Here is a 23,934-nt window from a genome sequence, read left to right on the forward strand (position 1 = left end):
ATTCTGGCGGGCAGCCGTTACTGCTGGGCGGCCGGTGCCGGAGCGACCGGACTGTCGGTTGCCGGCGGCGGTGCCTTGATAACCTTGGAAAGCTCGGCATTGCTCTGCTTTTCCAAGTCGCGCGAAATGCCCTGCGCCCAAATATCGGCAGCCTTGGCCGTTTCGCGGGAGGCGACCGGGCCGTCGTGCAGCAGCTTCTTGCCGACGTCGGAATTATAGAAATCCGCAATCGCCTTCAGCTCATCGATCGTGAAGGTCTTGGCGTAGGTAAGTGCCGCCTCCTTTTCGAGATCACCGCGGCGTGGCGCCAGCTTCAGCGCCTGCGCGTCGACCGTCGAGGAAATGATGTCCTGGTAATTCGGCGAATCCTGAATCAGGCCGGCCTTCAGACGCTCGGCGAGACCGGGCAGGATGTTGTCGAACTGGGCAGTGGCGCCGATGGCGTCGATCGCGGCGCGAGACGCCTTCAGCTGTTCCTCGGAGACTTCCTGCGCCTTGACGGCGGAGCCGAAGGCAAGCCCGGAAAGAACGATGGTCGCAGCGGCAAAACGGCCAAGACCTGCAATGTTCATCATGAGTGTATGCTCCTGTTATCTGTTTGCCTGCAGCGTGCGCGCACCTGCAGGACCGGCAATGATCGCAAGTGCCGCCATATTGATAAAGAGCCCGTGTTCGACGACGCCGGGTATGGAATTCAGCTCGCTCGAAAGCGCCTCTGCATCAGGAATGCGGCCAAAAGATGCATCGATGATGTGATGGCCGCCATCCGTGGTAAACTCTCCGTCACCCGACTGGCGCAGGCTGAGTTCGCCGGAAAGGCCGAGCCGGGCCGCGACTTTCTCGATCGCGATCCGCGTCGAAACCAGACCGAACGGGTTGACCTCGATCGGCAGCGCGTAGGCGCCAAGCGTATCGACCAGCTTGCTCTCGTCGGCGATGACAATCATCCGTTCAGAAGCGGCCGCAACGATCTTTTCGCGCAGCAGCGCGCCGCCCCCGCCCTTGATCAATCTGAGCGCCGGATCGACCTCGTCGGCGCCGTCGACCGTCAGATCGAGCGCCGGCAGCTCGTCGAGCGACTTCAGCGGAACACCGAGTTCGACGCAGAGCCGCGCGGTCCGTTCGGACGTCGGAACGCCTTCGACTCTGAAGCCGCCCGCCACCTTCTCCGCCAGCAGCCGGACGAATTCTTCCGCCGTGCTGCCTGTCCCGATCCCGAGGCGCATCCCGTCTTCGACATGGGCGAGTGCGGCCTCGGCGGCCTTGATCTTCATTTCGCGGGCATCCATGCGCCGCCAGCTCCGATTTATTGCGTTGGATGTGCTGTTTACACGGCTCGCCTGGCAAACGAAAGTCAAAATCATCACGGAAAATGAAAAGCCGAAACAAATGCCTGCGGCCGCCCCGGCCGGCATCCTAACGTTGCTTTCCGCCGCGTGATCGCCTACCTCAGGAACGATCCCTCGTCCCCTGGCGCGCCCCGTCGCTTTCTGGGACGACCCATCGCTCAAAGAGGCAAGCCCTTGACCCCTGCCCCCATTCGCCCAGCGCTGATCGTCTTCGATCTCGACGGTACCCTTCTCGATACCCATGCAGACCTGGTCGAAAGCCTGAACCATACGATCGCAGACCTTGGCCTCGAACCGGTCAGCTATGACGACCTCACCCATCTCGTCGGCCAGGGCGCGCGGGTGATGATCGAGCGTGCCTGCCGGCTGCGCGGCCATCCGCTCGAAAGCGCCGCCGTCCCGCGGCTGCTCGAACGCTTCGTCGCCCATTATGCCGGCAATATGCCAGGCCACACCGAACCCTATCCCGGCCTGGTCGCCGCGATGGACCGGCTGAAAACGGCCGGCTACCGCCTTGCCGTCTGCACCAACAAGATGGAAAGCCTGGCGTTCGGTCTGCTCGACAAGCTGGACCTTGTCGGCTACTTCGACGCCATCACCGGTGGCGATACTTTCGAATACCGCAAACCTGACGCCCGCCATCTCACCGGCACTATCGATCGCGCCGGCGGCGACATCGCCCGCACCGTGATGATCGGCGACAGCATCAACGACATCGCCGTGGCGAAGAACGCTGCCGTGCCGTCGATCGCCGTGCCTTTCGGTTATTCGGATGTGCCGGTTTCAAGCCTCGATCCGGATGTGATCATCCGGCATTACGATGAGCTGACGCCGGAGCTGGTGGAGCGGTTGTTGCGGGAGTATGCGGAGAAGGTAGCGGTCTGAGCACTCCGCTCATTTCTCCTCTCCCTCCCTCATTCCTGTGCTCGTCACAGGAATCCAGCCGGCTTGCGTCCGCAAGCCGAAAAGACTCTCACATTGAGACGAGCATCCTTCACTTGAAGAGGACATTGCTCCTGCAATGGGACCATTTGTCGACGGGGCTGCAATTCCCCGCCGCGTAGACACGCGGCTGCTGGATTCCTGAGACGAGCACAGGAATGAGGGACGAGTTTTTTGGCTCCAGTCTGCCAAACGCATCGCTCCCTCACTCCCAAAACAAAACGGGCGACCTGAAGGCCGCCCGTTCCGAAACCAAATATACCTGCGTCAGATCTGCGCGCCGCGCGCCTTGGTCGTCGCGTCGAAGGCCTTTTCGACATAGGCGTCGCGGCCGTAGACGTCGTCAAAATATTCCACGACGCCCTCCTTGTTCGGCCAGGCGGTGAAATAGGACACGTAAACCGGGATCTTCTGCGGCACCCTCACCGCATGATTCTGTCCGGAGGCGATCTGCTTGGCGACGTCGTCGACCGTCGTGCCTAGCACGGCGGCTGCCATCGCGCGCGGATTGGAAAGACGCACGCAGCCGTGGCTCAGAGCCCGCATGTCGCGCTTGAAGAAACTCTTCGACGGCGTGTCGTGCATGTAGATTGCATGGCTGTTCGGGAACAGGATCTTGAGTTCACCGAGCGCATTGTCGCTGCTCGGCGGCTGGCGCACCGAAACATTGTCGGTTGAGCCGTACCAGTCGACGCTGGACGAGGCGACGGCGTGGCCGTTCACTTCGACCTCATAGCCGAGCTGGTCGAGATAGTTTGGATCCGAGCGCAGCTTCGGCAACATCTCGTTGATAATGATCGACTGCGGCACGCCCCAGAACGGGTTGAACTCGACCGTCTCGATCTCGTCGTCGAAGAAATAGGTCTGATTGTTCTTGCCGCCGACGACGACACGCATCGACAGCTGTTCCTTGCCGTCATTGTGGTAGTAGGCCATGTAGGCCGGCTGATTGATCATGACGTAGCGCGAACCGAGATCCTCCGGCAGCCAGCGCGCCTGCTCCATGGCTACGACGAGCTTGTCGATCTTGGAGGCATTTGTGTCACCGCCGGTCATGGCGCGCACCGTCGCCTGACCGATGACGCCGTCGGCCTTCAACCCGCGCTCCTTCTGGAAATCCTCAACCAGCGCGACGATCTCGGGCGAATAATCGCTGCCGCCCGCATAGGAAGCAAGCGTCGCCGCATGATTGGTCTTCAGCGTTTCGGAACCGTGCTTGGCAAGCGCCTTGACGATATTGGCGACCTCCGGCGAGCTGTCGCCCGGCCGAAGCAGCTTATCGAGCGAAATGACGATCTGTTCTTCGTTGCCGCCGTCGGCGGCGCGCAGCTTGGCGAGCTCCGCTTTCAGGGCCTCGAACTGCGGACCATCGGGGGAGCGGCTGGTGAGATAGGCACCGGCATCGGGGCTCATGCGGGCAAGCTTCAGCACCGGCGCCAGATTAACCACCTTGCGCTGGAAGTCGTGATAGCCGGAAATCTTGTTCGGATCGATGCGGCCGCGAACCGTATCTTGCACGAAGGCGAGGACCTTGGACGAAAGCTCGAGCTCGAACTGCGTCAGCGCCCGGTCGCGGGTGGCGGGATCGGGATTGGCCGGGTCGATCATCGGCGCCTGGACTACGTAATCAGCAGGATCGAGACCGACGGCCGCCGCATCGGCAAGCGCTGCCATCGCCGACTTGGCGCGATCGTTGATCTGGCTGCCCTCGACCCAGACGAGCGGATTGCTGCTGTTGCTGTAATAGGCTTCGAGTGCCTTGGCGACATCGGCATTGGCGCGCACCTTGGCCTGCGCCAGGAAGCGGCGCTGTACGGCCGGTTCGGCGCCGGTATCGCCATTGGCAGAAACATCGGCGACGGCGCCGGTCACGATAGGATCGGCGAACTTGCTCGTATCGACGAACTGCAGCGTTTCGGTTTTATAGGTGTAGTACCGCGGACCGCTCACCTTCGGCAGCGCCGCTTCCGGATCAAGCCCGCCGAGCGAACTGCCATCGGCACCACGCGGCACCGGCCGGCCGGGCGCCTGGTCCATGAAGATGGTGCTCTGGGAACGCTGCCTGTCGCCGCGCAGCATATCCATCAGCGTATAGGCATGCGCGGGAGCGGCACTCATCACTGCTACGCCGCAGGAAATTGCCATTGCGGATACCGCGCTTTTAAAAACGAACGTCATATATCTTCCAGTCCCGGTGTCATGCTGTTTTATCACGAGCACAAAGCTCAAGCTCAAATCCCGCGAAACTCAAGCAGCGTCCGGCTTCTTGATCAGAAACCGGCCTGCGCCGCCAGCGCCGGCGGACTCAATTTCATGTGAGAAGAATCCTGCACGGCGCCGCGCAGCAGTTCACACAAAATTATGAAATTATTAGTTAATTTTTTACCGAATTTTCGCCGACAGACCAGTCGGGCAAAAACGTACGGGCGCATAAAATTTCCAAAGTGGCTGAAAAGGCACGCCTTTGGCGAGGAACAAACATGACTGACATATTCAATATTTCCGGCAAAGTCCGGTTTTCTAGATCTGGTTTCCGACCTATAAGACCACATCTTTCGAAGATGCCCGAAAACAGTATGTAAAGGGAAGGCAAGAGCCATGACCGCAACCCGCACCGAAACCGATACTTTTGGTACTATCGATGTCGCCGCCGACCGATATTGGGGCGCCCAGGCCGAGCGTTCACTCGGCAATTTCAAGATCGGCTGGGAAAAGCAGCCGCTCTCGATCGTACGTGCGCTCGGCATCGTAAAGCAGGCGGCCGCTCGCGCCAACATGTCGCTCGGCCAGTTGGATCCTGCTCTTGGCGAAGCCATCATCGATGCCGCCCAGGAAGTGATCGACGGCAAGCTCGACGACCATTTCCCGCTGGTGGTCTGGCAGACCGGTTCGGGCACGCAGTCCAACATGAACGCCAACGAAGTGATCTCCAATCGTGCCATAGAAATGCTTGGTGGCGTCATGGGTTCCAAGAAGCCGGTGCACCCGAACGATCACGTTAATATGAGCCAGTCATCCAACGACACCTATCCGACGGCCATGCATATCGCCTGCGCCGAGCGGATCGCCCATCATCTGCTGCCGGCCCTCAAGCACTTGCATGCCGCCCTCGACATGAAGGTCATCGAATTCAGCCACATCATCAAGATCGGCCGCACCCACACCCAGGATGCGACGCCGCTGACCCTCGGCCAGGAATTTTCCGGCTATGCCGCCCAGCTCGGCTCCGCCATCAGACGTATCGAGATGACCCTGCCCGGCCTCTGCGAACTCGCCCAGGGCGGCACGGCGGTCGGCACCGGCCTCAACGCGCCGGTGGGCTTTGCCGAGAAGGTGGCCGAAGAGATCGCCGCCATCACCGGCATGCCCTTCGTGACCGCACCGAACAAGTTCGAAGCGCTCGCCTCGCATGACAGCATGGTCTTTTCCCACGGCGCCATCAACGCGGCGGCCGCAGCCCTCTTCAAGATCGCCAACGATATCCGCCTGCTCGGCTCCGGCCCGCGCGCCGGTCTCGGCGAACTGGCGCTGCCGGAAAACGAGCCCGGCTCGTCGATCATGCCCGGCAAGGTCAACCCGACGCAATGCGAAGCGCTGACGCAGGTCTGCATCCACATCTTCGGCAATCACGCCGCCCTGACTTTCGCCGACAGCCAGGGCCATTTCGAGCTCAACGTCTACAATCCGATGATGGCCTATAATTTCCTGCAGTCGGTACAGCTGCTTGCCGACGCCGCCGTCTCCTTCACCGACAACTGCGTCGTCGGCATCGAGGCGCGCGAAGACAATATTAGGGCCGGCCTCGAACGCTCGCTGATGCTGGTCACTGCCCTCGCCCCGAAGATTGGCTACGACGCCGCCGCCAAGATCGCCAAGACGGCCCACAAGAACGGCACGACACTCAAGGAAGAGGCGCTGGCAAGCGGCCTCGTATCAGCTGAGGATTATGACGCGATCGTTCGCCCGGAAACGATGATCGGCCCGAAATAGGCTGGCGTTTGCCATCCCGCCCCAAACAGTGTCGGGTTGAGCCACGGGTTCGACCCGCCCCTCCATCCTGTAAATGGAGAAACCGACGCCGGCCCGGCTTGAAGGTCTGAAAGCTGAAATAAGCTCCGGCGCGGCCGCAGCCTATTCAGCAGGCATGTATGAAGCGGCCCTTCTGTCTCTCTCCAACCGTTTGAGAAACTGGGCAATCTTCTTCTCGACGCAGAAATAAAAGACGAGTCCAACGGAAACGCAGAATATCGTCGTGACCACGAGCAATGGAATTCGAAGGGCAAGCGGCGCGGTCCAGCGTTCGACCCCAGCGATATAGATGGCGAGTTTTGCGACACCGATCGCAATCATATGAGTCAGGTAGAGCGAGTAGGACGAATCCCCCAATATCTTCAACCATGTCAATTTCGGAAAAAGGCTTGCACGTTCGGCGACCAGGGCACCCAGAACGATAAGGACCGACGGAACGCCCCATACGAGAACCCGAATGAAACCGTTTGGCTTGTCAAGGAAGGAGGAAGCGGCGATGGACACGAGTCCCAGCACCATCAATGCCACCGACAGCTTGGTCGAAGTGACGTCCGCTCTCGACATGACGAACGCGATGACAATGCCGGCCAGAAACTCCAGCAACAACGGCGATGCGTAAACGATAGAATATGGGGTCACTGGCGCGAACAGGCCGATTGCCACGCAAAGCATAAGAAAACCCGTTATCGCCAGAAGACGCTCCGTTCTTCCTTTCAAGAACAGGACAAGGCAAAACGCGGTGTAAAAGAACATCTCATAATTCAGCGTCCAACCCGGAACGAGAACCGGCTGAACGACACCGGTGCCGTCTGCATAAGGGACAAACAGCAGTGACCGGATGATATCAGCGGCGCCAAAGACGGCATTGTCGTAATTTTTGGGCGAGACGGTAGCCGCAACCACAAATAGCAGTGTGCAGATCCAATAGATCGGCAGAACCCGCTGAATGCGGTTTCGGATGAACTGCAAAGGCGCGGTCGGTTTCGCGTCCGAAATAGTCCACATGATGAAGCCGCTGATTATGAAAAACAGGTCTACACCAGCTGCCAGCGGAACAAAATTCCAACCAAAAATGAACGCAACATGAAAGATAGTGACCGCGATCGCCGCAACAGCACGGAGGTATTGTACAGAATAAACCATGAGCTCCTCGCTTTGTGCGTCGCAACATGACACGAGAGAGTTGTGGATTCAATCAAAGTTTCGAAAACTTAAATAGCGCGCTATCAACCAGATGCACCTTATCGCCCCGGCGATGGTCGTGCACGCCACGCTGTTGCGACAGCACTTCCCGCGCTGCCGCGATGCCGAGACGTCGGGCTGGCTCATGCAAAAAAGAGACAGAACGGGGCGTAACAAAACGCAGCAAGAGCGACTGACCAGCCCTCATACCAGCAGCGAAAAATTGTCCATCACGACCGAATTGCCCATGAAATCGAAACGGATTTCTTCGATATCTTCCAGATTCACCTCGAGACTGGGACCGGTGACCTCAAGCTCCTGCTGATAGACGATCTGGCCGTCGTTCAGGGCAGTAAGCGTCAGGTGAAAGGACGATACGGACAGTTCGGCGATCGAGACGCTCTGAAAGGTGAACTCCCCGCCGTCGAGCATTTTCAGGGTTACGGGCGCAGAACCCGGGGACAGGACAGTATCGCTGAAACCATCCTCGGTAATGGCGTCGACACCAGGAATGGTATCATAGACGATGCCGTTCAGAAGCGTCAGGTCGTGGCTGCCGTTCACGGAGAGCGCAAAGCCCCGGTAATTGGGAAGCGGGAAATTATCCGCCCTCGTCAAAACGCCCATATCATCGAAATCCAGAACTTCGTGGTATTTTTCACCTTCGTTGACGCCGTCGATCGCAAGGGTCAGCACGCCGAGGTCCGTGCCCCCCGAGCCGTCCGACATCTTGTAGCTCAGCTTTTCGATGAGCTGATCGTACTTGCCTAAATTCTTCACCACATCGAGCGTCTGGTCCAGCTCATATGTGAAGTGACCGTCGGGTTTCACCTTGAAGGTTCCGTACCTGCCTTCAATGATCGTTTCATGGTCGGGCCCATGTTTGGCATCGATGCGGATGCCATTGACGAAGCGAACATACATGTCCGCCCCTTCGGGATCGCTGGCGAGGCGCAGCAGATCACCCCTGATCCAGTCATGTTCGAAAAAAACGAGAAGGTCGTCGACAGCAGTTGGCTTTGCATTCGTCATTGGACGCCCCGGCAGGTTAACGCTGCCGGGAATATGAACCGGGCTGAAGCTGAAGGCAACCTGAAGTCGTTGTTTTGCGACAAAGGACGATTTCGCCTTGTGTTCACTCGCTTAATGCGTGTGACAGGCTGATTGCGAAATCCGGCACGACAAGGCCGCAACGCCAAACTCCGCCGCATGCAGATTGCTTTTGCCCGACAGGGGATTTAGATCGGTTCCAATTTAGCGACGCGCCCACCAGAAAGGTCACTTCGATGGCTGACGATCTCTTTCCCCTTGGCAAGGATGCCACTCCCTATCGCAAGATCAGCAGCGATCATGTGTCGGTCGATACGTTCAAGGGTCAGGAGATCCTGACCGTCGAGCCGGAAGGCATCCGCCTGCTCGCCGAAACCGCCTTCGCAGACATCAACCACCTACTGCGCCCCGGCCATCTGAAGCAGCTCGCCTCAATCCTCGACGATCCCGAGGCAACCGACAATGACCGCTTCGTCGCCTATGACCTCCTGAAGAATGCCAATATCGCCGCCGGCGGCGTGCTGCCGATGTGCCAGGATACCGGCACGGCCATCATCATGGGCAGGAAGGGCCGCAGGGTTTGGACCGAGGGCGGGGATTCGGCCGCGCTCGCCCGCGGCGTCATGGATGCCTATGAGAAGAAGAACCTGCGTTATTCGCAGCTCGCGCCGGTGAAAATGTTCGAGGAGAAGAACACCAGGAACAACCTGCCGGCCCAGATCGATATCTATGAGGAGGGCACCGACGCCTACGAATTCCTCTTCGTCGCCAAGGGCGGCGGCTCGGCCAACAAGACCTTTCTCTACCAGGGCACCCCCTCGCTTCTGACCCATGACCGAATGATCGACTTCCTCAAGGAGAAGATCCTGACGTTGGGGACGGCAGCCTGTCCGCCCTACCATCTGGCGATCGTCATTGGCGGCACCTCGGCCGAAATGAACCTGAAGACCGTCAAGCTCGCCTCGACCCGTTATCTCGACGAGCTGCCGACCGAAGGTTCGGAAAGCGGCCATGCCTTCCGCGACCTCGAGATGGAAAAGGAAATCCACAAGCTGACGCAGCAGATGGGCGTCGGCGCCCAGTTCGGCGGCAAGTATTTCTGTCATGACGTGCGTGTCATCCGCCTGCCCCGCCACGGCGCTTCGCTGCCGATCGGCCTCGGCGTCTCCTGTTCCGCCGACCGCCAGGCCAAGGGCAAGATCACCCGCGACGGCATCTTCATCGAGCAGCTCGAAACCGACCCGTCGAAATACATGCCCGAGATCGACGAGGCCAAACTGTCGGAATCGACTGTCCGAATCGACCTCAACCGGCCGATGGCCGATGTGCTTGCCGAGTTGTCACGGCATCCGGTCAAGACGCGCCTGTCCTTGACCGGGACGATCATCGTCGCCCGCGACCTGGCGCATGCCAAGATCCGCGAGCGGCTGGAAAAGGGCGAAGGCATGCCCGACTACCTGAAAAACCACCCGGTCTACTACGCCGGCCCGGCCAAGACGCCGGCCGGCTACGCCTCCGGATCCTTCGGCCCGACCACGGCCGGCCGCATGGACAGTTACGTCGACCAATTCCAGTCCTTCGGCGGCTCGATGGTGATGCTCGCCAAGGGCAACCGCTCGCGCGCAGTCCGCGAGGCATGCAAGAAACATGGCGGTTTCTACCTCGGCTCGATCGGCGGCCCCGCAGCCCGCCTCGCGCAGGACTGCATCCGCAAGGTCGAAGTATTCGAATATCCCGAACTCGGCATGGAAGCGGTCTGGAAGATCGAGGTCGAAGACTTCCCCGCCTTCATCGTCATCGACGACAAGGGTAATGATTTCTTCCAGGAACTGAACCTGGGGTGATTGCGGCAGGCTCGATGGCCGCGGGCGGACTTTCTACCGCATTGTTCCGCCTGCAATATCCGCAGCATTCACCACATCGCCGTCATCCACCCGGGCCAGGATTTCCGTGCGGAAAGCTCCGGTGAGGAAGCCTGTATTTTCCAGCAGCAGGGTGCCAACGGCAATGACGGTGACGGCGATGATGGCGAAGGACGTGTAACGAGACCTTTTCATTACGCCCGAACTCGCAGACTGCGACCGGCCCGGCCGTCAGGAAGTATCCTTGCAAAATGCTCGTTCTGAAATAGCCGGCACCCAAAACCAACTGTCGACAAGATGAATATGAACCCCAAAGCAAGAAGAACTGTAAGTTTTTCAAACACCATTCCCGTGCAGCGGGTATGGATTATCCCGCCAAATATACGTTTTTTGATGAAAAATCATAGGCCTGCCGGAAGTATTGCTCTCCTGGGAACTTGTCGTATGTAATCTTTGGTATATGTCGCTTTAATCTTTTCCCAAGAAATCTAAGCTAACAACTAAATTATTGCCTTTGAATATATGAGGAGTATCGCCGGATGAATACGGCTGTCGCGCCCAAGGTGCAGGTTCCCGATGTCGCGGGTCAGATCACCTATGCCATGCGCTCGATGGGCGTTGCCCCGATACCCCGCAACTACGAACTCTTCTACGAGGCCTATATCGGCTCCAATCCCGCCCTTACCCGAGAACTGGCGGCGCTCGGCGCGCATGCGACACAGGCCGAACTCGACGCGCTTGGCGCACAATATTTCAACACGAGCCCAGTCCGGGTCTTCGACGACGCCCACACGCGCATATCAGGCGAGCTCGACGGGCTGCTGCGGATCCTGAAGCAGGAGCAGAGCTCGCTCGAAAGCTATACCAGACTGCTCGGCGAGACCCACAAGCGCATCACCTCCAAGAGCAATGCCAGCGTCGAACTGATCGAAAACGCCATTGAACTGTTAAGCCAAGCGACCGGAGATACCATGGCGCATGGCGAACGCACCGTCGAGGACGTCGTCCAGCGTTCTCAGGAGATGGATCAAGTCCGCAAGGAACTCGATGAATATAAGCGCATCGCCAACACCGACTCGCTGACGCGCCTTTCCAACCGCCGTGCCTTCGACGACCGCCTCGCCGCCGTTTTCAACAATCCGGGCATGCGGCCGGTGACGGCCCTGCTGCTCGCCGACATCGATAATTTCAAGAAGATCAACGACACCTACGGCCATCCAGTCGGCGACAAGATTCTCGCCACCGTCGCCTCCGTGATCCGCAGCAATGTCCGGCGCGACGTCTTCGTCGCCCGCGCCGGCGGTGAGGAATTCGCGCTGATCATCGAGGGCAACACAGCCGAGGAAGTGACGGCGATCGCTGAGCGCATCCGCCGAACGCTCGAAACCACCCCGTTCAAAAACTCCCGCACACGGGTGAATTACGGCCCGATCACCGTCTCGATCGGAATCTGCATGGCCTCGAATGCCGAGGATGCCGGCGAGCTTTACAGCAGGGCCGACATTGCCCTTTACGGCGCCAAGAATGCCGGTCGCAATTGCATTGTCCTCTATCAGGACGGGATGCAGAAGGACTTCAGCAAGAGCTGGCTGATCTACAAGGCCTGACGGTCTTCACCACATCGTCTTCGCCGCGCGACCGGGCCATTCCCGGTCGTAGGTTTCCTGGTCGAAATCGCCGACGGCGGCCTTCAGCATCTGCCCGGGCGTCGGCAGGCCCGTCGGATCTGCGAAATGCGCGGCATTCCAGAGTTCGGCCCGCATCACGGCGCGCGCGCACTGGAAATAGACCTCGTCGATCGAAACGACGACGACGGTGCGCGGATGTTTGCCGTCCATCACGAAACTCGAAAGCAGCGCCTCGTCGTTGGAGACGACGCCGCGGCCATTGATGCGCATCGTCGTGTTCGAGCCAGGGATCAGGAACATCAGCGCAAGCCTCGGATCGCGCACGATATTGGAGAGCGAATCGACGCGATTGTTGCCGCGCCAGTCCGGCAGATGCAGTGTCTCGTCATCGACGACACGCACCACGCCGCCGAGATCGCCGCGCGGCGAACAGTCGAGGCCTTCCGGCCCGACGGTCGCAAGCGCGGCAAAAGGCGAGATCTCGATCATCTCACGGTAAAGCGGCGTCAGTCGCTTCGTCACCTTGTCGACGGAGGCTTGCGATAGGCCTGCGCCATAGATCGTATTGAGCTCTTCGATGTTGCTGATGATTTTCATGAGCGTCCCGCCGCGGCTTGATCTTCGCGCCGGACGCTACAACGCCGCGCGCCGTGCCGGAAGCTCAAAAATCGGAATGATTTCCGCATCTTTTTTGATGCTCTCATCGGAGACGTCTTCCTCGGGCCGACTGTCATCGAGAAACATCGCGATCGCCTCGAGAACCGGCGCGGCGCTCACGATGCGCCGATGCCCGAAACCATTGGCCCACAACAGCCGCACGCCCTCGCCTGCCGCCGCATAACGCCTGGCATGGTCCGGCGACACTTCCTTATCGTCCTCTGCGTGGATGACAAACACCGGGCGGCCGAGGCTCCCCGCCGCCCCGCCAGCATCGAAATCATCAAGCCTCCGACCGGTGACGCGATGAACCTCATTCTCGAGGGCTGCCTGTGCGGCGGGGTGAAGGCCAACCATCCGGCCGAAACCGGTAAACAGCCAGCGCATCTCGCTCGGCGCGCCGATCAAGGCCAGTTGCTCGACATTGAGAGCTGCCGCACTGGGGAGCAGCCCTGACGCCGAGACCATCAGCGCCGCACCACCGAAGGAATGGCCGATCGCCGCATCGAAAGCGCCGAACCGCGCCTCGGCCGCCAGGATCGTTTCGACAGCCAGCCCCATATGCAGGAAGCGTCCACTGGCGCGCCCATGGCCGGGAAAATCGAGCGCCACCACCTCCGCGCCCCCCGCCGCAAGCATCGAGACGAGCTCGGCCATATATTCGGCGCTTGAGCCCCAGCCATGCGTCACCAGGAAACGCTTGCGTTTTCCCCGCGCGCCGCCATTCAGCCGATAGGCATGCGCTTTCGCCCCGCCGGCAAGCTTGAGGGTAAAGCGCTCGGCGCCGGCAAGCCGGGCGGCGCCCGCGGCATGCGCCGCCTTCGCCCTTGCTCCCTTCGGCCGCGGCGACGGTGTGCGGCAGAACAGCCGGAACGCCGCTCTGCCGGCCAGCTCCGGTGAAACCGCCTGCAGAACCGAAAAACCCAGGCGGGTGACCTCAAGCGCAAAATTTGCCATAGTGAGAATCCAAAAGACTGTTCAACACTGAACAATAAAGTACAACGATGAACAAAAATCAATCCCTGCCTTGGGATCATCCGCGTTTTCGCAGCTGGATCGCGGTGGCGCGCGCCTGCCAGCTGATGCAGCAGTCGCTGACCCGCTCGCTCGCCGATCTCGACATCAAGCCGCCGCACCTCGACATCCTCGTCAATCTCTACCGTTTCGAAGGCATTTCGCAGCAGGAGCTGGCCCGCAAGCTCTTGGTCGGCCGCTCCAACATGAGCATGCTACTGCCGCAGATGGAAAAACGCGGACTGATCGAGCGTCGCGACGACGCGCGTGACAAGCGCGTGCTGCGCCTTTACCTCACCGTGGAAGGCCGCAGGCTGACCGAAGCGGCGATGGCGATCCAGACCGACCTCATCGAACGCACGCTCTCCGACGAGCCGATCGAGCAATGCATGGCGACCGCGACCTCAATGGAGCGGATCATCGGCGTGCTGCTGCAGGACCTCAGGGACGAGGACTGATATTCAAAGCAGCGTTGGTGCCGCCGCCGTGCCGGTCAGCGAGCGGTATTCCCAGGCCGCGACGATGATCAGCACCAGCGTCGCCAGAATCCCGAGCAGATAGATCTCGATGAAGGGCGCTGCGAAGGCGAGCAGGATCAAGAAGACCAGACCGGCGAGATGCGACAGCGGCAGCTTTCCGCTGATCGCGCCCTTGAACCAGAGATTGCCGATCAGGAACAGGCCGGAGCCGCCAAGCACCGCCGCAGCGATGCCGAGATCGCCTGTCTCATGCGGATGCGAGAACATGAACTCGACGGCCACCGCATGCACGATGATGCCGGCAAGAATCGGAATATGACCGTAGGTGAAGGCGAGCCGCGCCAAAGCTCCCGGCGTCTCTTCATGTTCGATGCGATGGGCGGCGCGCCCGTGGCCGAAGCGGAAATAAAGCCACCACATGGCGACCGTTCCGATAAAGCCGGTGACGAAGACGAGGCTGGTCAGGCCCGAGATCGACAGTTCGGAAAAGGTGCGGCCGGAAACAAGAATCGCTTCACCGAGGCAAATGATGACGAAGAGCGCGCAACGCTCGGCCATATGCGCGCCGGACACATCCCAGTCGGTTGGAACGGAGCGGCCGAGGCCTGGTACCGCAAAGCCCGCGGCCGGTCCGGCATATTCGATTGCCAGCGCGATCACCCAGGCGATCAGACGGGCTTCATGCTCGAGCAGCCCGCCGGCGATCCAGAAGATGCCGGCCGCCGCGAGCCAGACGGTGATGCGGGTAAAATTCATTGTGTTGGCGCGATCGACCCGCGTCATTGCATAGGTCGTAAACAGCGAGCGCCCGACCTGCATCGCCACATAGGCGCCGGCAAAAAGCAGCCCCTTGTCGCCGAATGCCTCTGGGATGGAGGCTGACAGCACCAGGCCCAGCATCATCAGCGCCACCAGCATGCCGCGCACCGGCATCTTGTCCGGGTCGAGCCAGTTCGTCACCCAGGCGGTGAAGATCCACACCCACCACACTGCAAAGGTCATCAGCGCTGCTTCGGCGGCGCCGAGCGGCGTATAATGGGCGGCAAGCGCATGCGAAAGCTGCGAGATCGAAAAGACGAAGACCAGGTCGAAGAACAGTTCGAGGAAGGTCACCTTGCTGCCGGCCGCACTCCCCTTGGCGCGCAGCCAGTTCTTTCCGTTCGCTTTCGCCATGTGGCCCCCGATGGCTGTCTGTTTGAAATTCAGCGCGGCTTTTCCGCCGTATCGCGGTTCATGCCCTTTTCCCTGAGCTCGTCCTCATAGGCCGAAAACAGCTCCGCGCCCCGTTCGCCGAGCTCCCGCAGATAGGTCCAGGTATAGATGCCAGTATCGTGCATGTCGTCGAAGCCGATCCTGACGGCATAATTGCCGGTCGGCGTCATCGAGATGATTGCGACGTTGCGTTTCCCCGGCACCGTCACCTTTTGCCCCGGCCCGTGGCCCTGCACCTCGGCCGACGGCGACAGCACGCGCAAAAGCTCGGCCGACAGATCGAAGCTCTGGCCGTCGTCGAAGGTTATTGCCAGCCTCTGCCGGTCTTTCGAAACGCGAAGTTCGCTCGGCCAGGTATCGCTCATCTCTATCACCCTCTTTCCCTGGAGAAGTAGGCGTTCGCCTTTTTCGTGGCAAGCGCAAATTAGCGTGTGCGAAATCCGTTTCCCTTGACGGCGCAATCACATATGCACAAATAGACAGATATCGCTTGAAAACAGGCAGGCATTCGGTCTGGCACGCCTCAGATCCGGCTGCGGAGGAATTGGTGAATACGAGAATAGGAACGACAGGCAACGCATCGCCGCTCGCGGCGGATGCATATCCGATGATCGACCCTTTCGGCCGGGCAGTCACCTATCTCCGCGTCTCCGTCACCGACCGCTGCGATTTCCGCTGCACCTATTGCATGGCCGAGAACATGACCTTCCTGCCGAAGAAGGATCTGCTGACGCTCGAAGAGCTCGACCGGCTCTGTTCCGCCTTTATCGCCAAGGGCGTGAGGAAGATCAGGCTGACCGGCGGTGAGCCGCTGGTGCGCAAGAACATCATGTATCTCGTGCGCCAGCTCGGCAAAAAGATCGGCGCCGGCCTCGACGAGCTGACGCTGACCACCAATGGCTCACAGCTGTCGCGCCATGCCGAAGAACTCTATGAGTGCGGCGTGCGCCGCATCAACGTCTCGCTCGATACGCTCGATCCCGAAAAATTCCGCAAGATCACCCGCTGGGGCGATTTTTCCAAGGTCATGGAAGGCATCGACGCGGCGCAGAAGGCCGGCATCAGGATCAAGCTCAACGCCGTGGCGCTTAAAGGTTTCAACGACGCCGAGATACCCGATCTCCTGCGCTTCGCCCACGGCCGCGGCATGGATTTGACCGTCATCGAGACCATGCCGATGGGCGAGATCGACGAGGATCGCACCGACCAATACCTGCCGCTCTCCGAGCTCCGCGCCGATCTGGAGAAACAGTTCACGCTGACCGATATCGATTACCAGACCGGCGGCCCGGCGCGTTACGTCAGGGTCGAAGAAACCGGCGGCCGCCTCGGCTTCATCACGCCGATGACCCATAATTTCTGCGAGAGCTGCAATCGCGTGCGCCTGACCTGCACCGGCACGCTCTACATGTGCCTCGGCCAGAACGACGCCGCCGATCTTCGCGCCGCACTGCGCGCCACCGAAGACGACGCCCTCCTCCATACCGCCATCGACGAGGCCATCACCCGCAAACCCAAGGGCCACGACTTCATCATCGACCGCACGCATAATCGCCCGGCCGTGGCCCGGCACATGAGTGTCACTGGTGGGTGAGGCCCGGTCCCCGCAAAGCGGGGAGCGATCGATCCAGTGAATCGATCGCAGGGCCGAACACCCTTAGCCCAAGCGAAGGGCTGGGCGTAATCTAATTCGGCGTTCGAGTTGACGAGTACGCTCACCTCGCCCTCCCTCATTCCTGTGCTCGTCACAGGAATCCAGCCACCGCGCGTCCGCGCGGTGATTGACTCAATACGACGGATTCAAAAAGTCTTTCGCACCCAAGGACTTGGGCGCGCTGGACTCCTGTGACAAGCACAGGAATGAGGGAGAGTAGGTTGATGCCTGCGCTAGATCTTCTGCCGTAGAGCATACCGTCGAACGAAGCTTCAAGAGAACCATCGATCAGCCCATCAGCCACACGGCACACTGATCAACCCTCATCCTGAGGTGCCCCGTAGGGGCCTGGAAGGACGGGGGCGGATGGCTGCGCACTGACAGCCGCATCCGCAATATTGGACAGCGCATCGGTGGCCGCCCTCGTCCTTCGAGGCCCCTGCGGGGCACCTCAGAGCCTGTGAATGTTTGTAGCGGAGGCGATTGGATTGTGATTCTGTTTGGTCGTTGATTTGCTTGGGGGATGATGGTGGGCGACGACCTGTTCGAAGGATTGCCGGTGCATGGAGCGCGGCGCAGTGCTCAGGTGGGACGCGGAGCGGCGCGCATGCGTGAGCCGGTGCGCGATCAGATCGAGTTGCGTGCCGTCGATATCGACAGCTTGATCGGCCAGGATCACGCGGTGCGCGTCATTTGGAGCTATGTCGAGGGGCTGGATCTGAGCGCGCTTGAAGGTCGGATCAAAGCGCGCGAGCACCGGCCGGGCCATCCGCCGATTTCGCCACGGCTTTTGCTGGCGCTGTGGCTCTATGCCAGCAGCGACGGTGTAGGCAGCGCGCGGGCTCTGGAACGGCTGTGCGAGAGCCACGACGTCTATCGCTGGCTGTGCGGCGGTGTCTCGGTGAACTATCACACGCTGTCGGATTTTCGGGTTGGTTGCGCCGATCTGCTCGACCGGCTGCTGGCCGAGCATCTGGCGGCGCTTGCCGATGCCGGCCTCGTCACTCTCGACAGTCTGGCGCAGGATGGCGTGCGGATCCGGGCGAGCGCGGGGGCCGCCTCGTTCGGCCGCAAGGCGAAGCTTGATCGACATCTTTCGATTGCCGAGGCGGTTGTGGATCAGCTCAAGCACGAGGTTGATGCGCGTTCGGATGCCAGCACTCGGCGTATCAAAGCGGCCAGGGAACGAGCGGCGCGCGAGCGTGGTGAGCGGGTCAGAGCAGCCCAGGTCGCTCTTGACGAGATCCAGCGCCAGCGTCAGGCGCGCGAAGAAAAGCGCGGCAATGGCAAAAAGCCGAAGGAGCCGCGCGCCTCCAGCACGGATGCACAGGCGCGGGTGATGAAGATGGCCGACGGCGGCTTCCGTCCGGGTTATAATGTGCAGGTTGCGAGCACGGCCGGTGAGCAGTTCGTGGTCGGGCTCGAGGTGACCAATGCCGGCTCCGATCGCGGCCTCATGCGGCCGATGCTGGAGCGGTTGCGCGCGTTAAGCGGCCATCTGCCGCGGCGCTATCTCGCCGATGGCGGCTTTGGCAGCGCTGAAGATATCGAGTGGGCGCACGGCGAAGGGGTTGAGGTCTTTTGTCCGCCCACTCAGTCCAAGCACGGAACCGATCCCTTCTTGCCGCGGCGCGGCGACGGTCCGGGTGTGTCGACCTGGCGGGCCCGCATGGCAAGCGAGGCGGGCAAGGCTCAGTACAAACCCCGATCGATCTGCGAATGCATCCATGCCCGCTGGCGCAACTGGAATCTGCGACAATTGACGGTCCGCGGTATCGAAAAGGTCCGTGCCGTCGTGCTCTGCTACGCACTCACCAACAATATCTTGCAAGGCCGTCGGCTTGCCAATGGATAGCTAGTGCCATCACCCAAACGCCAACTAGCGACCATCCGCACGCACCGCGCAATCGTCTAACGTTCGATTGCATCGGTCAGCCAAGACCGGCCAGAACCGCACCAACTCAAAAGCTTCACAAGCTCTCAGGATGAGGTCGGAGAGAGGACATCGCCTAGCGCACCGGGCCCCCTCACCCAGGCTTACGCGCACAAATCGCAAACCGCTCCTGCACCATGCGCTCCAGCCCGCGCAGAAACGGCATCTTGCGCGCCTGCGCCCAATGAATATCTCCGAGCTTGCGGTCGACCACGATATCCGTAAAGCCGGCCTGGCGCAGAAGCTCGACGACCGCTTCGGCCGGCATGTCATGGGAGAAATGCACGCGTGAGCGGATCTTCTGGTGCCGCGCCATCATTTCCGGGGACATATGGCTCGCCGCAGGCTTGCCTGTGATCTTGGTCCAGAGCTTCTGCAGCCCCTTGACCCAAGTTTCCCGACCCATATTGCCGTCGAGGATCAGCACTTTGCCACCCGGCTTCAATACCGCGAACCATTCCTTGAAGGCGGAAGCCGGATCCACCAGCGTCCAGACGAGATGCCGGTTGGTGATGACGTCGTAGCTGTCTCGCGGCTCCATCGTATTCTCGGCATCGCCGGAAACAAAACGGATATCGGTGCCGCGCTTCTTCGCCTTGGCGCGCGCCTGCGCCAGCATCGCATCCGACCAGTCCAGCCCGGTGACCTTGAAGCCGACATCGTTCATCAGATGCGAGATCACAGCCGTGCCGCAGGCAAGATCGAGCGCTGCGCGCCCCTGGCCTTCGCCAAGATGCTTTCGGATCAGTCGCTGCCAGCCTTTCCGCTCTCCCTCCGAAAAGATTTCATGGCCGACGCTCTGGTCGAACGTCGCCGCCCTTTCCGACCAGAAATCGCGGATTTCATCGCGGATGGAATAATTTGTATTCATCGAATTCATCGCAGGCACCCCGGAATGGCATCAGTTTGGAAATGCTCTAAAACATATAACTTGATTCACAAAGTCATATTTCTTATGCCTGCGGACATTATTCAGACATCAGGGAAATTTCCATATGAATTTCGTGAAAATGCTCGCAGTCTCCGCAGCTGCGATTGCCGGCTTGATGCCGCTTTCGGCCTGGGCGCAGTCCTTCACCATCAAGGATGTCGCCGGCCGCGAAGTGGCCTTCGACAAGCCGGTCGAGCGTGTGATCCTCGGGGAAGGCCGCATGCTCTACGCCGTCGCGCCGATCGAGAAGGAAGACCCCTTCGCCAAGATCGTCGGCTGGCGCAACGATCTCTGGACCACCGACAAGGACGGTTTCAATGCCTATGTCCAGAAGTTTCCGAAAGGCAAGGATCTGCCCTTCCTCGGCAATCTGACCGACGGCACGCTGCAGACCGAGACGGTCGTCAAGCTTCATCCCGATGTGCTGCTGCTGCCAATCGGCAACAAGACGGCGGCTGACGAAGTCAAACTCGAAGACATGCTCGCCGGCATCGGCGTGAAGATCGTCTACATCGATTTCCGCGAGCATATCCTCGCCAACACCGAGCCGAGCCTGAAGATCCTCGGCAAGCTCTTCGGCCATGAGGACCGCGCCGAAGCCGTCGCCGCCTACTGGAAAGAGCAGATGGCGCGCGTCACCGATAAACTGAAGACGGCCACTCCGCCGAAGCCGAATGTCTTCATGTACCGCGCCGCCGGCCTGGTGGAATGCTGCGGCACCTTCGGCCCCGACAACTTCGGCCTGATGGTCGATCTGGCCGGCGGTCATAATCTCGGCTCCGATTTTCTGCCAGGCTATACCGGCTCCATCAATGCCGAACAGGTTGTCGCCTCCAATCCCGATGTCATCGTCGTCACCGGCTCCAACTGGAGCCAGACCAAGGATGCCAAGGACTTCGTCAATGTCGGGCCGAATGCAGCTTCCACCCTTGGCGACAGCCGCAGGGCGCTAAACACCCTGATGGAAAACCCGGCCTTCACCGGCTCCAGGGCAGTCGCCGGCGGCAACGTCCATGCGATCTGGCACCAGTTCTATACCAGCCCATACCAGTTCGTCGCCGTCCAGCAGCTCGCCAAATGGTTCCACCCGAACCTCTTTGCCGATCTCGATCCGGATGCCACCTTCAAGGAATTCCACGAGAAATTCCTGCCGGTCGCCTATCAGCCGGGTTACTGGGTCGATGCCAAGGCGGCTGAGTAAAACGGAATGGCCGAGATCGCCGCCCTATCGATTGAAGCCGAAGCCGGGAGAGAGCGTTACCGCGCTCTTGCCCGGCGCAAGCTGATGATCCTTGCCGCCATGACGGCAGCGCTCTGCCTGTCCTTTGCCATCGATCTCGCCTGGGGGCCGGCTCGCTACAGCCTCATTGAAGTGGTGGCCGCCCTCCTCGACCCGTCTTCCGTTTCCGATCAGGTGCGGGCCGTCGTCTGGAATATCCGCATGCCGGTCGCCGTGATGGCGATCGTCGTCGGCGCCTCGCTTTCCGTCGCCGGCGCGCAGATGCAGACGATCCTTGCCAATCCGCTCGCCAGCCCCTTCACGCTCGGCATCTCGGCGGCGGCAAGCTTCGGCGCGGCCCTGGCGATTGTCACTAGCGTTCCGCTGCTGCCTGTGGCCGCCGGCCTGCTGGTGCCGGTCAATGCCTTCGTCATGGCGCTGATCGCCACGCTTTTCATCCATTTCGTCTCGCAGGCCCGCGGCGTCTCGGTGCAAACGGTGGTGCTGCTCGGCATCGCTCTGGTCTTCACCTTCAATGCAGCCCTCGCCTTCCTGCAATATCTCGCCTCCGAACAGGCGCTGTCGGCAGTCGTCTTCTGGACGATGGGCAGCCTCACAAAAGCCACCTGGCCGAAGATCTGGGTGACGCTCGCCGTTCTGCTGATTGCCCTTCCGCTCTTTGCCCGCAATGCCTGGGCGCTGACCGCCATCCGCCTCGGCGAGGACAAGGCCGCAAGCTTCGGCGTCAATGTCCGTCGCATTCGGCTGGAAACCATGCTTGTCGTCTCGCTGCTGGCCGCAGTCCCCGTCAGCTTCGTCGGCACCATCGGTTTCGTCGGCCTCGTTGGCCCCCATATCGCCCGCATGATTCTCGGCGAGGATCAGCGCTTCTTCCTGCCGGGCTCGATCCTCTCGGGCGCGCTGCTACTGTCGCTGACCTCGATCGTCTCGAAGTCGATCATCCCCGGCGTCGTCTTCCCGATCGGCATTATCACCGCGCTGGTCGGCGTGCCCTTCTTCTTCTCCCTCATCCTCTCGAACAGGAGCCGGTCATGGTAGCCCTTCAGTTACAGTCGGTTGGCGCCTATCACGGCCGCAGGCTCTTTGTCGAAGATGTGACCACGCCGGTATTGAAATCGGGGGAGATCGTCGCCGTCATCGGCCCGAACGCTGCCGGCAAGTCGACGCTGTTCAAGCGCATCACCGGTCTGCTCAAGGGACCGGGCGATGTCGTCGTCGAAGGTTCGAAGGCGAAGAACGCCATCAGCTATATGCCGCAGGATACCTCGGCTAACGCGGTGCTGACCGTCTACGAATCCATTCTGCTCGCCCGCAAGCAGGGCCAGTCCTGGGCGGTCGGCGATGGCGACCTGCGTTTCATCGACGAGATCATGGCAGCGCTCGATATCACTGCGCTCGCCTTCCGCGATCTCGGGGCGCTGTCCGGCGGCCAGCGCCAGCTCGTCTCGATCGCCCAGGCGCTCGTCCGCGAACCCGAAATCATGCTGATGGACGAACCCACCAGCGCCCTCGACCTCCACCGCCAGGTCGAAGTCCTCGACTTCATGCGCCGCCGCGCCCGCGCCAAAGGCATGATCGTCCTCATCGCCATCCACGACCTCAACCAGGCGCTCCGCTTCGCCGACAAAGTCCTCCTCATCGCCAACGGCCGCATGCGCGCCTGCGGCGCTCCCAGGGACGTCGTCACCGCCGAAATGCTGCGGGAGATTTATAGGGTCGAGGCGCGGGTGGAAAAATGCTCGCTGGACCACGATCACGTGATCGTCGACGGGACGGCGCATTGAGGCTGGCAATCAGCCTGCCTGTTCAATCGATCAATCGCTGCGCCGTAAACTTGTCCGTAACCAGCATATCGATGACCCCGACGCGCAGCGCACCTGCAATAGCGTCGGTCTTTTTGGCGCCGCCGGCCAGAGCAATGACCCGGTCCACCCGCTCGAGATCCTCAAGTGGCAGCCCAATGACCCGGTCGTCCAGAGGCGTCTTGACCGGCTTGCCGTTCCTATCGAAGAAGCGCAGCGAGATATCGCCGACGGCTCCCGCTTCGGCCAGATCGGAGAGTTCCCGCGAGGAAAAGATATTGCCGGACCGGGCGAGAAGTTCGGACGGTTCGACGGCCCCGATTCCGACAATCGCGAGCGTAATGCTGCCGAACAGGTCCATCGTCTCGCGGACGAACGGGTCGGCCTGCATCAGAAGTTTTGCCTCTCTTGATGTCGTAACACCCTGCACGGGGAGCAGTTTCGGCTCGGCGCCGGTCAGCCGGGCAAGCCGCGTGGTCAGCTGCGTCGCATGCGTCTGCACGGAAGGATCACCCATGCCGCCAAGAGTCTGGACGACATACTTCGCCTGAGCGCTCTTCTGCGGGTGAATGTTCTCGACCATCTTGAAGATGGTCTGGCTCCAGCTCGAAACGCCGATGATCTCCCCCGGTGCAAGCGTCACCTCAAGGAGATGCGCCGCCGCCTCGCCAATACGAGCCATGATGGCTCCGTCCCGGTCTTCCGTGCATTCGACGACGATCGCCTCCGGCAGATCGTATTTCGCGCGAAGCGCGGCCTCGAGCTCGCTGTAGGTGCCGACGGGCGGGATCACGCTGGTTCGCACGATATCTTCAGCCTCGGCGCGCTTCAGCATGCGCGATACCGTCGCCTGCGACAGGCGAAGGTGCTGTGCGATCTCCGCCTGCCGCCGCCCCTCGATGTGGTACATCTGGGCGACCCTTGAAATGAGGCGGAGTTCGTTCAGGCGAGTCATCGCTGATCCCGGAGT

At 60.7% G+C, this 23,934-nt stretch carries 24 protein-coding genes; 11 read left to right on the top strand and 13 right to left on the bottom strand.

Annotated features, from left to right (window positions below):
- Positions 1 to 17: 17 nt before the first annotated feature.
- Together AMC88_RS12105 and rpiA are read right to left on the bottom strand one after the other, a co-directional pair.
- Positions 18 to 575 carry a DUF2059 domain-containing protein gene (locus tag AMC88_RS12105; RefSeq protein WP_064825326.1) on the bottom strand — a complete coding sequence of 186 codons (558 nt, stop codon included), beginning with the start codon at positions 573 to 575 and terminating at the stop codon, positions 18 to 20.
- Between the two features lie 15 nt (positions 576 to 590).
- Positions 591 to 1,289 (bottom strand): ribose-5-phosphate isomerase RpiA, encoded by a 699-nt coding sequence (gene rpiA, locus AMC88_RS12110; protein ID WP_012484046.1) that lies wholly within the window; start codon positions 1,287 to 1,289, stop codon positions 591 to 593.
- Here rpiA and AMC88_RS33600 point away from each other — a divergent pair.
- Together AMC88_RS33600 and AMC88_RS12115 are read left to right on the top strand one after the other, a co-directional pair.
- Positions 1,288 to 1,440, top strand: a complete 153-nt coding sequence (locus AMC88_RS33600; RefSeq protein ID WP_016733239.1) for a hypothetical protein — start codon at positions 1,288 to 1,290, stop codon at positions 1,438 to 1,440. The genes rpiA and AMC88_RS33600 overlap by 2 nt on opposite strands.
- A gap of 83 nt (positions 1,441 to 1,523) precedes the next feature.
- Positions 1,524 to 2,234, top strand: a complete 711-nt coding sequence (locus tag AMC88_RS12115) for an HAD family hydrolase (protein WP_064825327.1) — start codon at positions 1,524 to 1,526, stop codon at positions 2,232 to 2,234.
- Positions 2,235 to 2,558: 324 nt separating this feature from the next.
- On the opposite strand, the gene AMC88_RS12120 is transcribed toward AMC88_RS12115, so the two are convergent.
- Together AMC88_RS12120 and AMC88_RS33605 are read right to left on the bottom strand one after the other, a co-directional pair.
- Positions 2,559 to 4,469 carry a L,D-transpeptidase family protein gene (locus tag AMC88_RS12120; protein ID WP_064825328.1) on the bottom strand — a complete coding sequence of 637 codons (1,911 nt, stop codon included), beginning with the start codon at positions 4,467 to 4,469 and terminating at the stop codon, positions 2,559 to 2,561.
- A 92-nt stretch (positions 4,470 to 4,561) separates the two neighbouring features.
- A complete protein-coding gene (locus tag AMC88_RS33605; RefSeq protein ID WP_167355283.1) occupies positions 4,562 to 4,723 on the bottom strand; it encodes a hypothetical protein in 162 nt (53 codons plus the stop codon).
- A 166-nt stretch (positions 4,724 to 4,889) separates the two neighbouring features.
- Here AMC88_RS33605 and fumC point away from each other — a divergent pair, with 166 nt between their 5' ends.
- Positions 4,890 to 6,281, top strand: a complete 1,392-nt coding sequence (gene fumC / locus AMC88_RS12125; protein ID WP_012484049.1) for a class II fumarate hydratase — start codon at positions 4,890 to 4,892, stop codon at positions 6,279 to 6,281.
- 141 nt (positions 6,282 to 6,422) lie between these two features.
- Here fumC and AMC88_RS12130 read toward each other — a convergent pair whose 3' ends face one another.
- Both AMC88_RS12130 and AMC88_RS12135 read right to left on the bottom strand, forming a co-directional pair.
- On the bottom strand, positions 6,423 to 7,463 hold the full coding sequence (locus tag AMC88_RS12130) for an acyltransferase family protein (RefSeq protein WP_012484050.1): 1,041 nt from the start codon (positions 7,461 to 7,463) through the stop codon (positions 6,423 to 6,425).
- Between the two features lie 243 nt (positions 7,464 to 7,706).
- Positions 7,707 to 8,534 (bottom strand): VCBS domain-containing protein, encoded by an 828-nt coding sequence (locus tag AMC88_RS12135; RefSeq protein ID WP_012484051.1) that lies wholly within the window; start codon positions 8,532 to 8,534, stop codon positions 7,707 to 7,709.
- A 254-nt stretch (positions 8,535 to 8,788) separates the two neighbouring features.
- Here AMC88_RS12135 and AMC88_RS12140 point away from each other — a divergent pair, with 254 nt between their 5' ends.
- The gene (locus AMC88_RS12140; RefSeq protein ID WP_012484052.1) at positions 8,789 to 10,396 is read left to right on the top strand and encodes a fumarate hydratase; all 1,608 of its coding nucleotides are present in this window, start codon (positions 8,789 to 8,791) and stop codon (positions 10,394 to 10,396) included.
- Between the two features lie 33 nt (positions 10,397 to 10,429).
- On the opposite strand, the gene AMC88_RS12145 is transcribed toward AMC88_RS12140, so the two are convergent.
- Entirely contained in the window at positions 10,430 to 10,609 is a 180-nt protein-coding gene (locus AMC88_RS12145) for a hypothetical protein (RefSeq protein WP_012484053.1), read from the bottom strand.
- Positions 10,610 to 10,953: 344 nt separating this feature from the next.
- Here AMC88_RS12145 and AMC88_RS12150 point away from each other — a divergent pair, with 344 nt between their 5' ends.
- Positions 10,954 to 12,021 (top strand): GGDEF domain-containing protein, encoded by a 1,068-nt coding sequence (locus AMC88_RS12150; protein WP_016733247.1) that lies wholly within the window; start codon positions 10,954 to 10,956, stop codon positions 12,019 to 12,021.
- A 6-nt stretch (positions 12,022 to 12,027) separates the two neighbouring features.
- Here the strand turns inward: AMC88_RS12150 and AMC88_RS12155 are convergent, their stop codons facing one another.
- Positions 12,028 to 12,639 (bottom strand): pyridoxamine 5'-phosphate oxidase family protein, encoded by a 612-nt coding sequence (locus AMC88_RS12155; protein ID WP_012484055.1) that lies wholly within the window; start codon positions 12,637 to 12,639, stop codon positions 12,028 to 12,030.
- Positions 12,640 to 12,675: 36 nt separating this feature from the next.
- Positions 12,676 to 13,656 carry an alpha/beta hydrolase gene (locus AMC88_RS12160; protein WP_064825329.1) on the bottom strand — a complete coding sequence of 327 codons (981 nt, stop codon included), beginning with the start codon at positions 13,654 to 13,656 and terminating at the stop codon, positions 12,676 to 12,678.
- Between the two features lie 47 nt (positions 13,657 to 13,703).
- Here AMC88_RS12160 and AMC88_RS12165 point away from each other — a divergent pair, with 47 nt between their 5' ends.
- On the top strand, positions 13,704 to 14,171 hold the full coding sequence (locus AMC88_RS12165; RefSeq protein WP_010017062.1) for a MarR family winged helix-turn-helix transcriptional regulator: 468 nt from the start codon (positions 13,704 to 13,706) through the stop codon (positions 14,169 to 14,171).
- 3 nt (positions 14,172 to 14,174) lie between these two features.
- On the opposite strand, the gene AMC88_RS12170 is transcribed toward AMC88_RS12165, so the two are convergent.
- Positions 14,175 to 15,365, bottom strand: coding sequence for a low temperature requirement protein A (locus tag AMC88_RS12170; protein ID WP_012484057.1), 1,191 nt, complete (start codon positions 15,363 to 15,365; stop codon positions 14,175 to 14,177).
- Positions 15,366 to 15,394: 29 nt separating this feature from the next.
- Complete coding sequence (locus AMC88_RS12175; RefSeq protein ID WP_010012633.1) at positions 15,395 to 15,769, bottom strand: gamma-butyrobetaine hydroxylase family protein; 375 nt, start codon at positions 15,767 to 15,769, stop codon at positions 15,395 to 15,397.
- Between the two features lie 182 nt (positions 15,770 to 15,951).
- Here AMC88_RS12175 and moaA point away from each other — a divergent pair, with 182 nt between their 5' ends.
- Together moaA and AMC88_RS12185 are read left to right on the top strand one after the other, a co-directional pair.
- The gene (moaA, locus tag AMC88_RS12180; RefSeq protein WP_012484059.1) at positions 15,952 to 16,998 is read left to right on the top strand and encodes a GTP 3',8-cyclase MoaA; all 1,047 of its coding nucleotides are present in this window, start codon (positions 15,952 to 15,954) and stop codon (positions 16,996 to 16,998) included.
- Between the two features lie 583 nt (positions 16,999 to 17,581).
- Positions 17,582 to 18,913, top strand: a complete 1,332-nt coding sequence (locus tag AMC88_RS12185; RefSeq protein WP_081277729.1) for an IS1182 family transposase — start codon at positions 17,582 to 17,584, stop codon at positions 18,911 to 18,913.
- A gap of 172 nt (positions 18,914 to 19,085) precedes the next feature.
- On the opposite strand, the gene AMC88_RS12190 is transcribed toward AMC88_RS12185, so the two are convergent.
- Positions 19,086 to 19,871 (bottom strand): class I SAM-dependent methyltransferase, encoded by a 786-nt coding sequence (locus AMC88_RS12190; RefSeq protein ID WP_029531275.1) that lies wholly within the window; start codon positions 19,869 to 19,871, stop codon positions 19,086 to 19,088.
- Positions 19,872 to 19,986: 115 nt separating this feature from the next.
- Between AMC88_RS12190 and AMC88_RS12195 the strand changes: the two genes are divergently transcribed.
- Genes AMC88_RS12195 through AMC88_RS12205 form a run of 3 tightly spaced genes read left to right on the top strand, consistent with a single transcriptional unit; the run spans position 19,987 to position 22,946 of the window.
- Entirely contained in the window at positions 19,987 to 21,123 is a 1,137-nt protein-coding gene (locus tag AMC88_RS12195) for an ABC transporter substrate-binding protein (protein WP_064822161.1), read from the top strand.
- A gap of 6 nt (positions 21,124 to 21,129) precedes the next feature.
- Positions 21,130 to 22,200: a FecCD family ABC transporter permease gene (locus tag AMC88_RS12200; protein ID WP_064825330.1), complete on the top strand. Its 1,071-nt coding sequence runs from the start codon at positions 21,130 to 21,132 to the stop codon at positions 22,198 to 22,200.
- Complete coding sequence (locus AMC88_RS12205) at positions 22,194 to 22,946, top strand: ABC transporter ATP-binding protein (RefSeq protein ID WP_016733255.1); 753 nt, start codon at positions 22,194 to 22,196, stop codon at positions 22,944 to 22,946. Before AMC88_RS12200 ends, AMC88_RS12205 begins: the two co-directional genes overlap by 7 nt.
- Positions 22,947 to 22,968: 22 nt before the next feature.
- Here the strand turns inward: AMC88_RS12205 and AMC88_RS12210 are convergent, their stop codons facing one another.
- Complete coding sequence (locus tag AMC88_RS12210; protein ID WP_064825331.1) at positions 22,969 to 23,919, bottom strand: sugar-binding transcriptional regulator; 951 nt, start codon at positions 23,917 to 23,919, stop codon at positions 22,969 to 22,971.
- Between the last annotated feature and the right edge of the window lie 15 nt (positions 23,920 to 23,934).

Source organism: Rhizobium phaseoli (assembly GCF_001664385.1).
GTDB classification, from domain to species: Bacteria; Pseudomonadota; Alphaproteobacteria; order Rhizobiales; family Rhizobiaceae; genus Rhizobium; species Rhizobium phaseoli.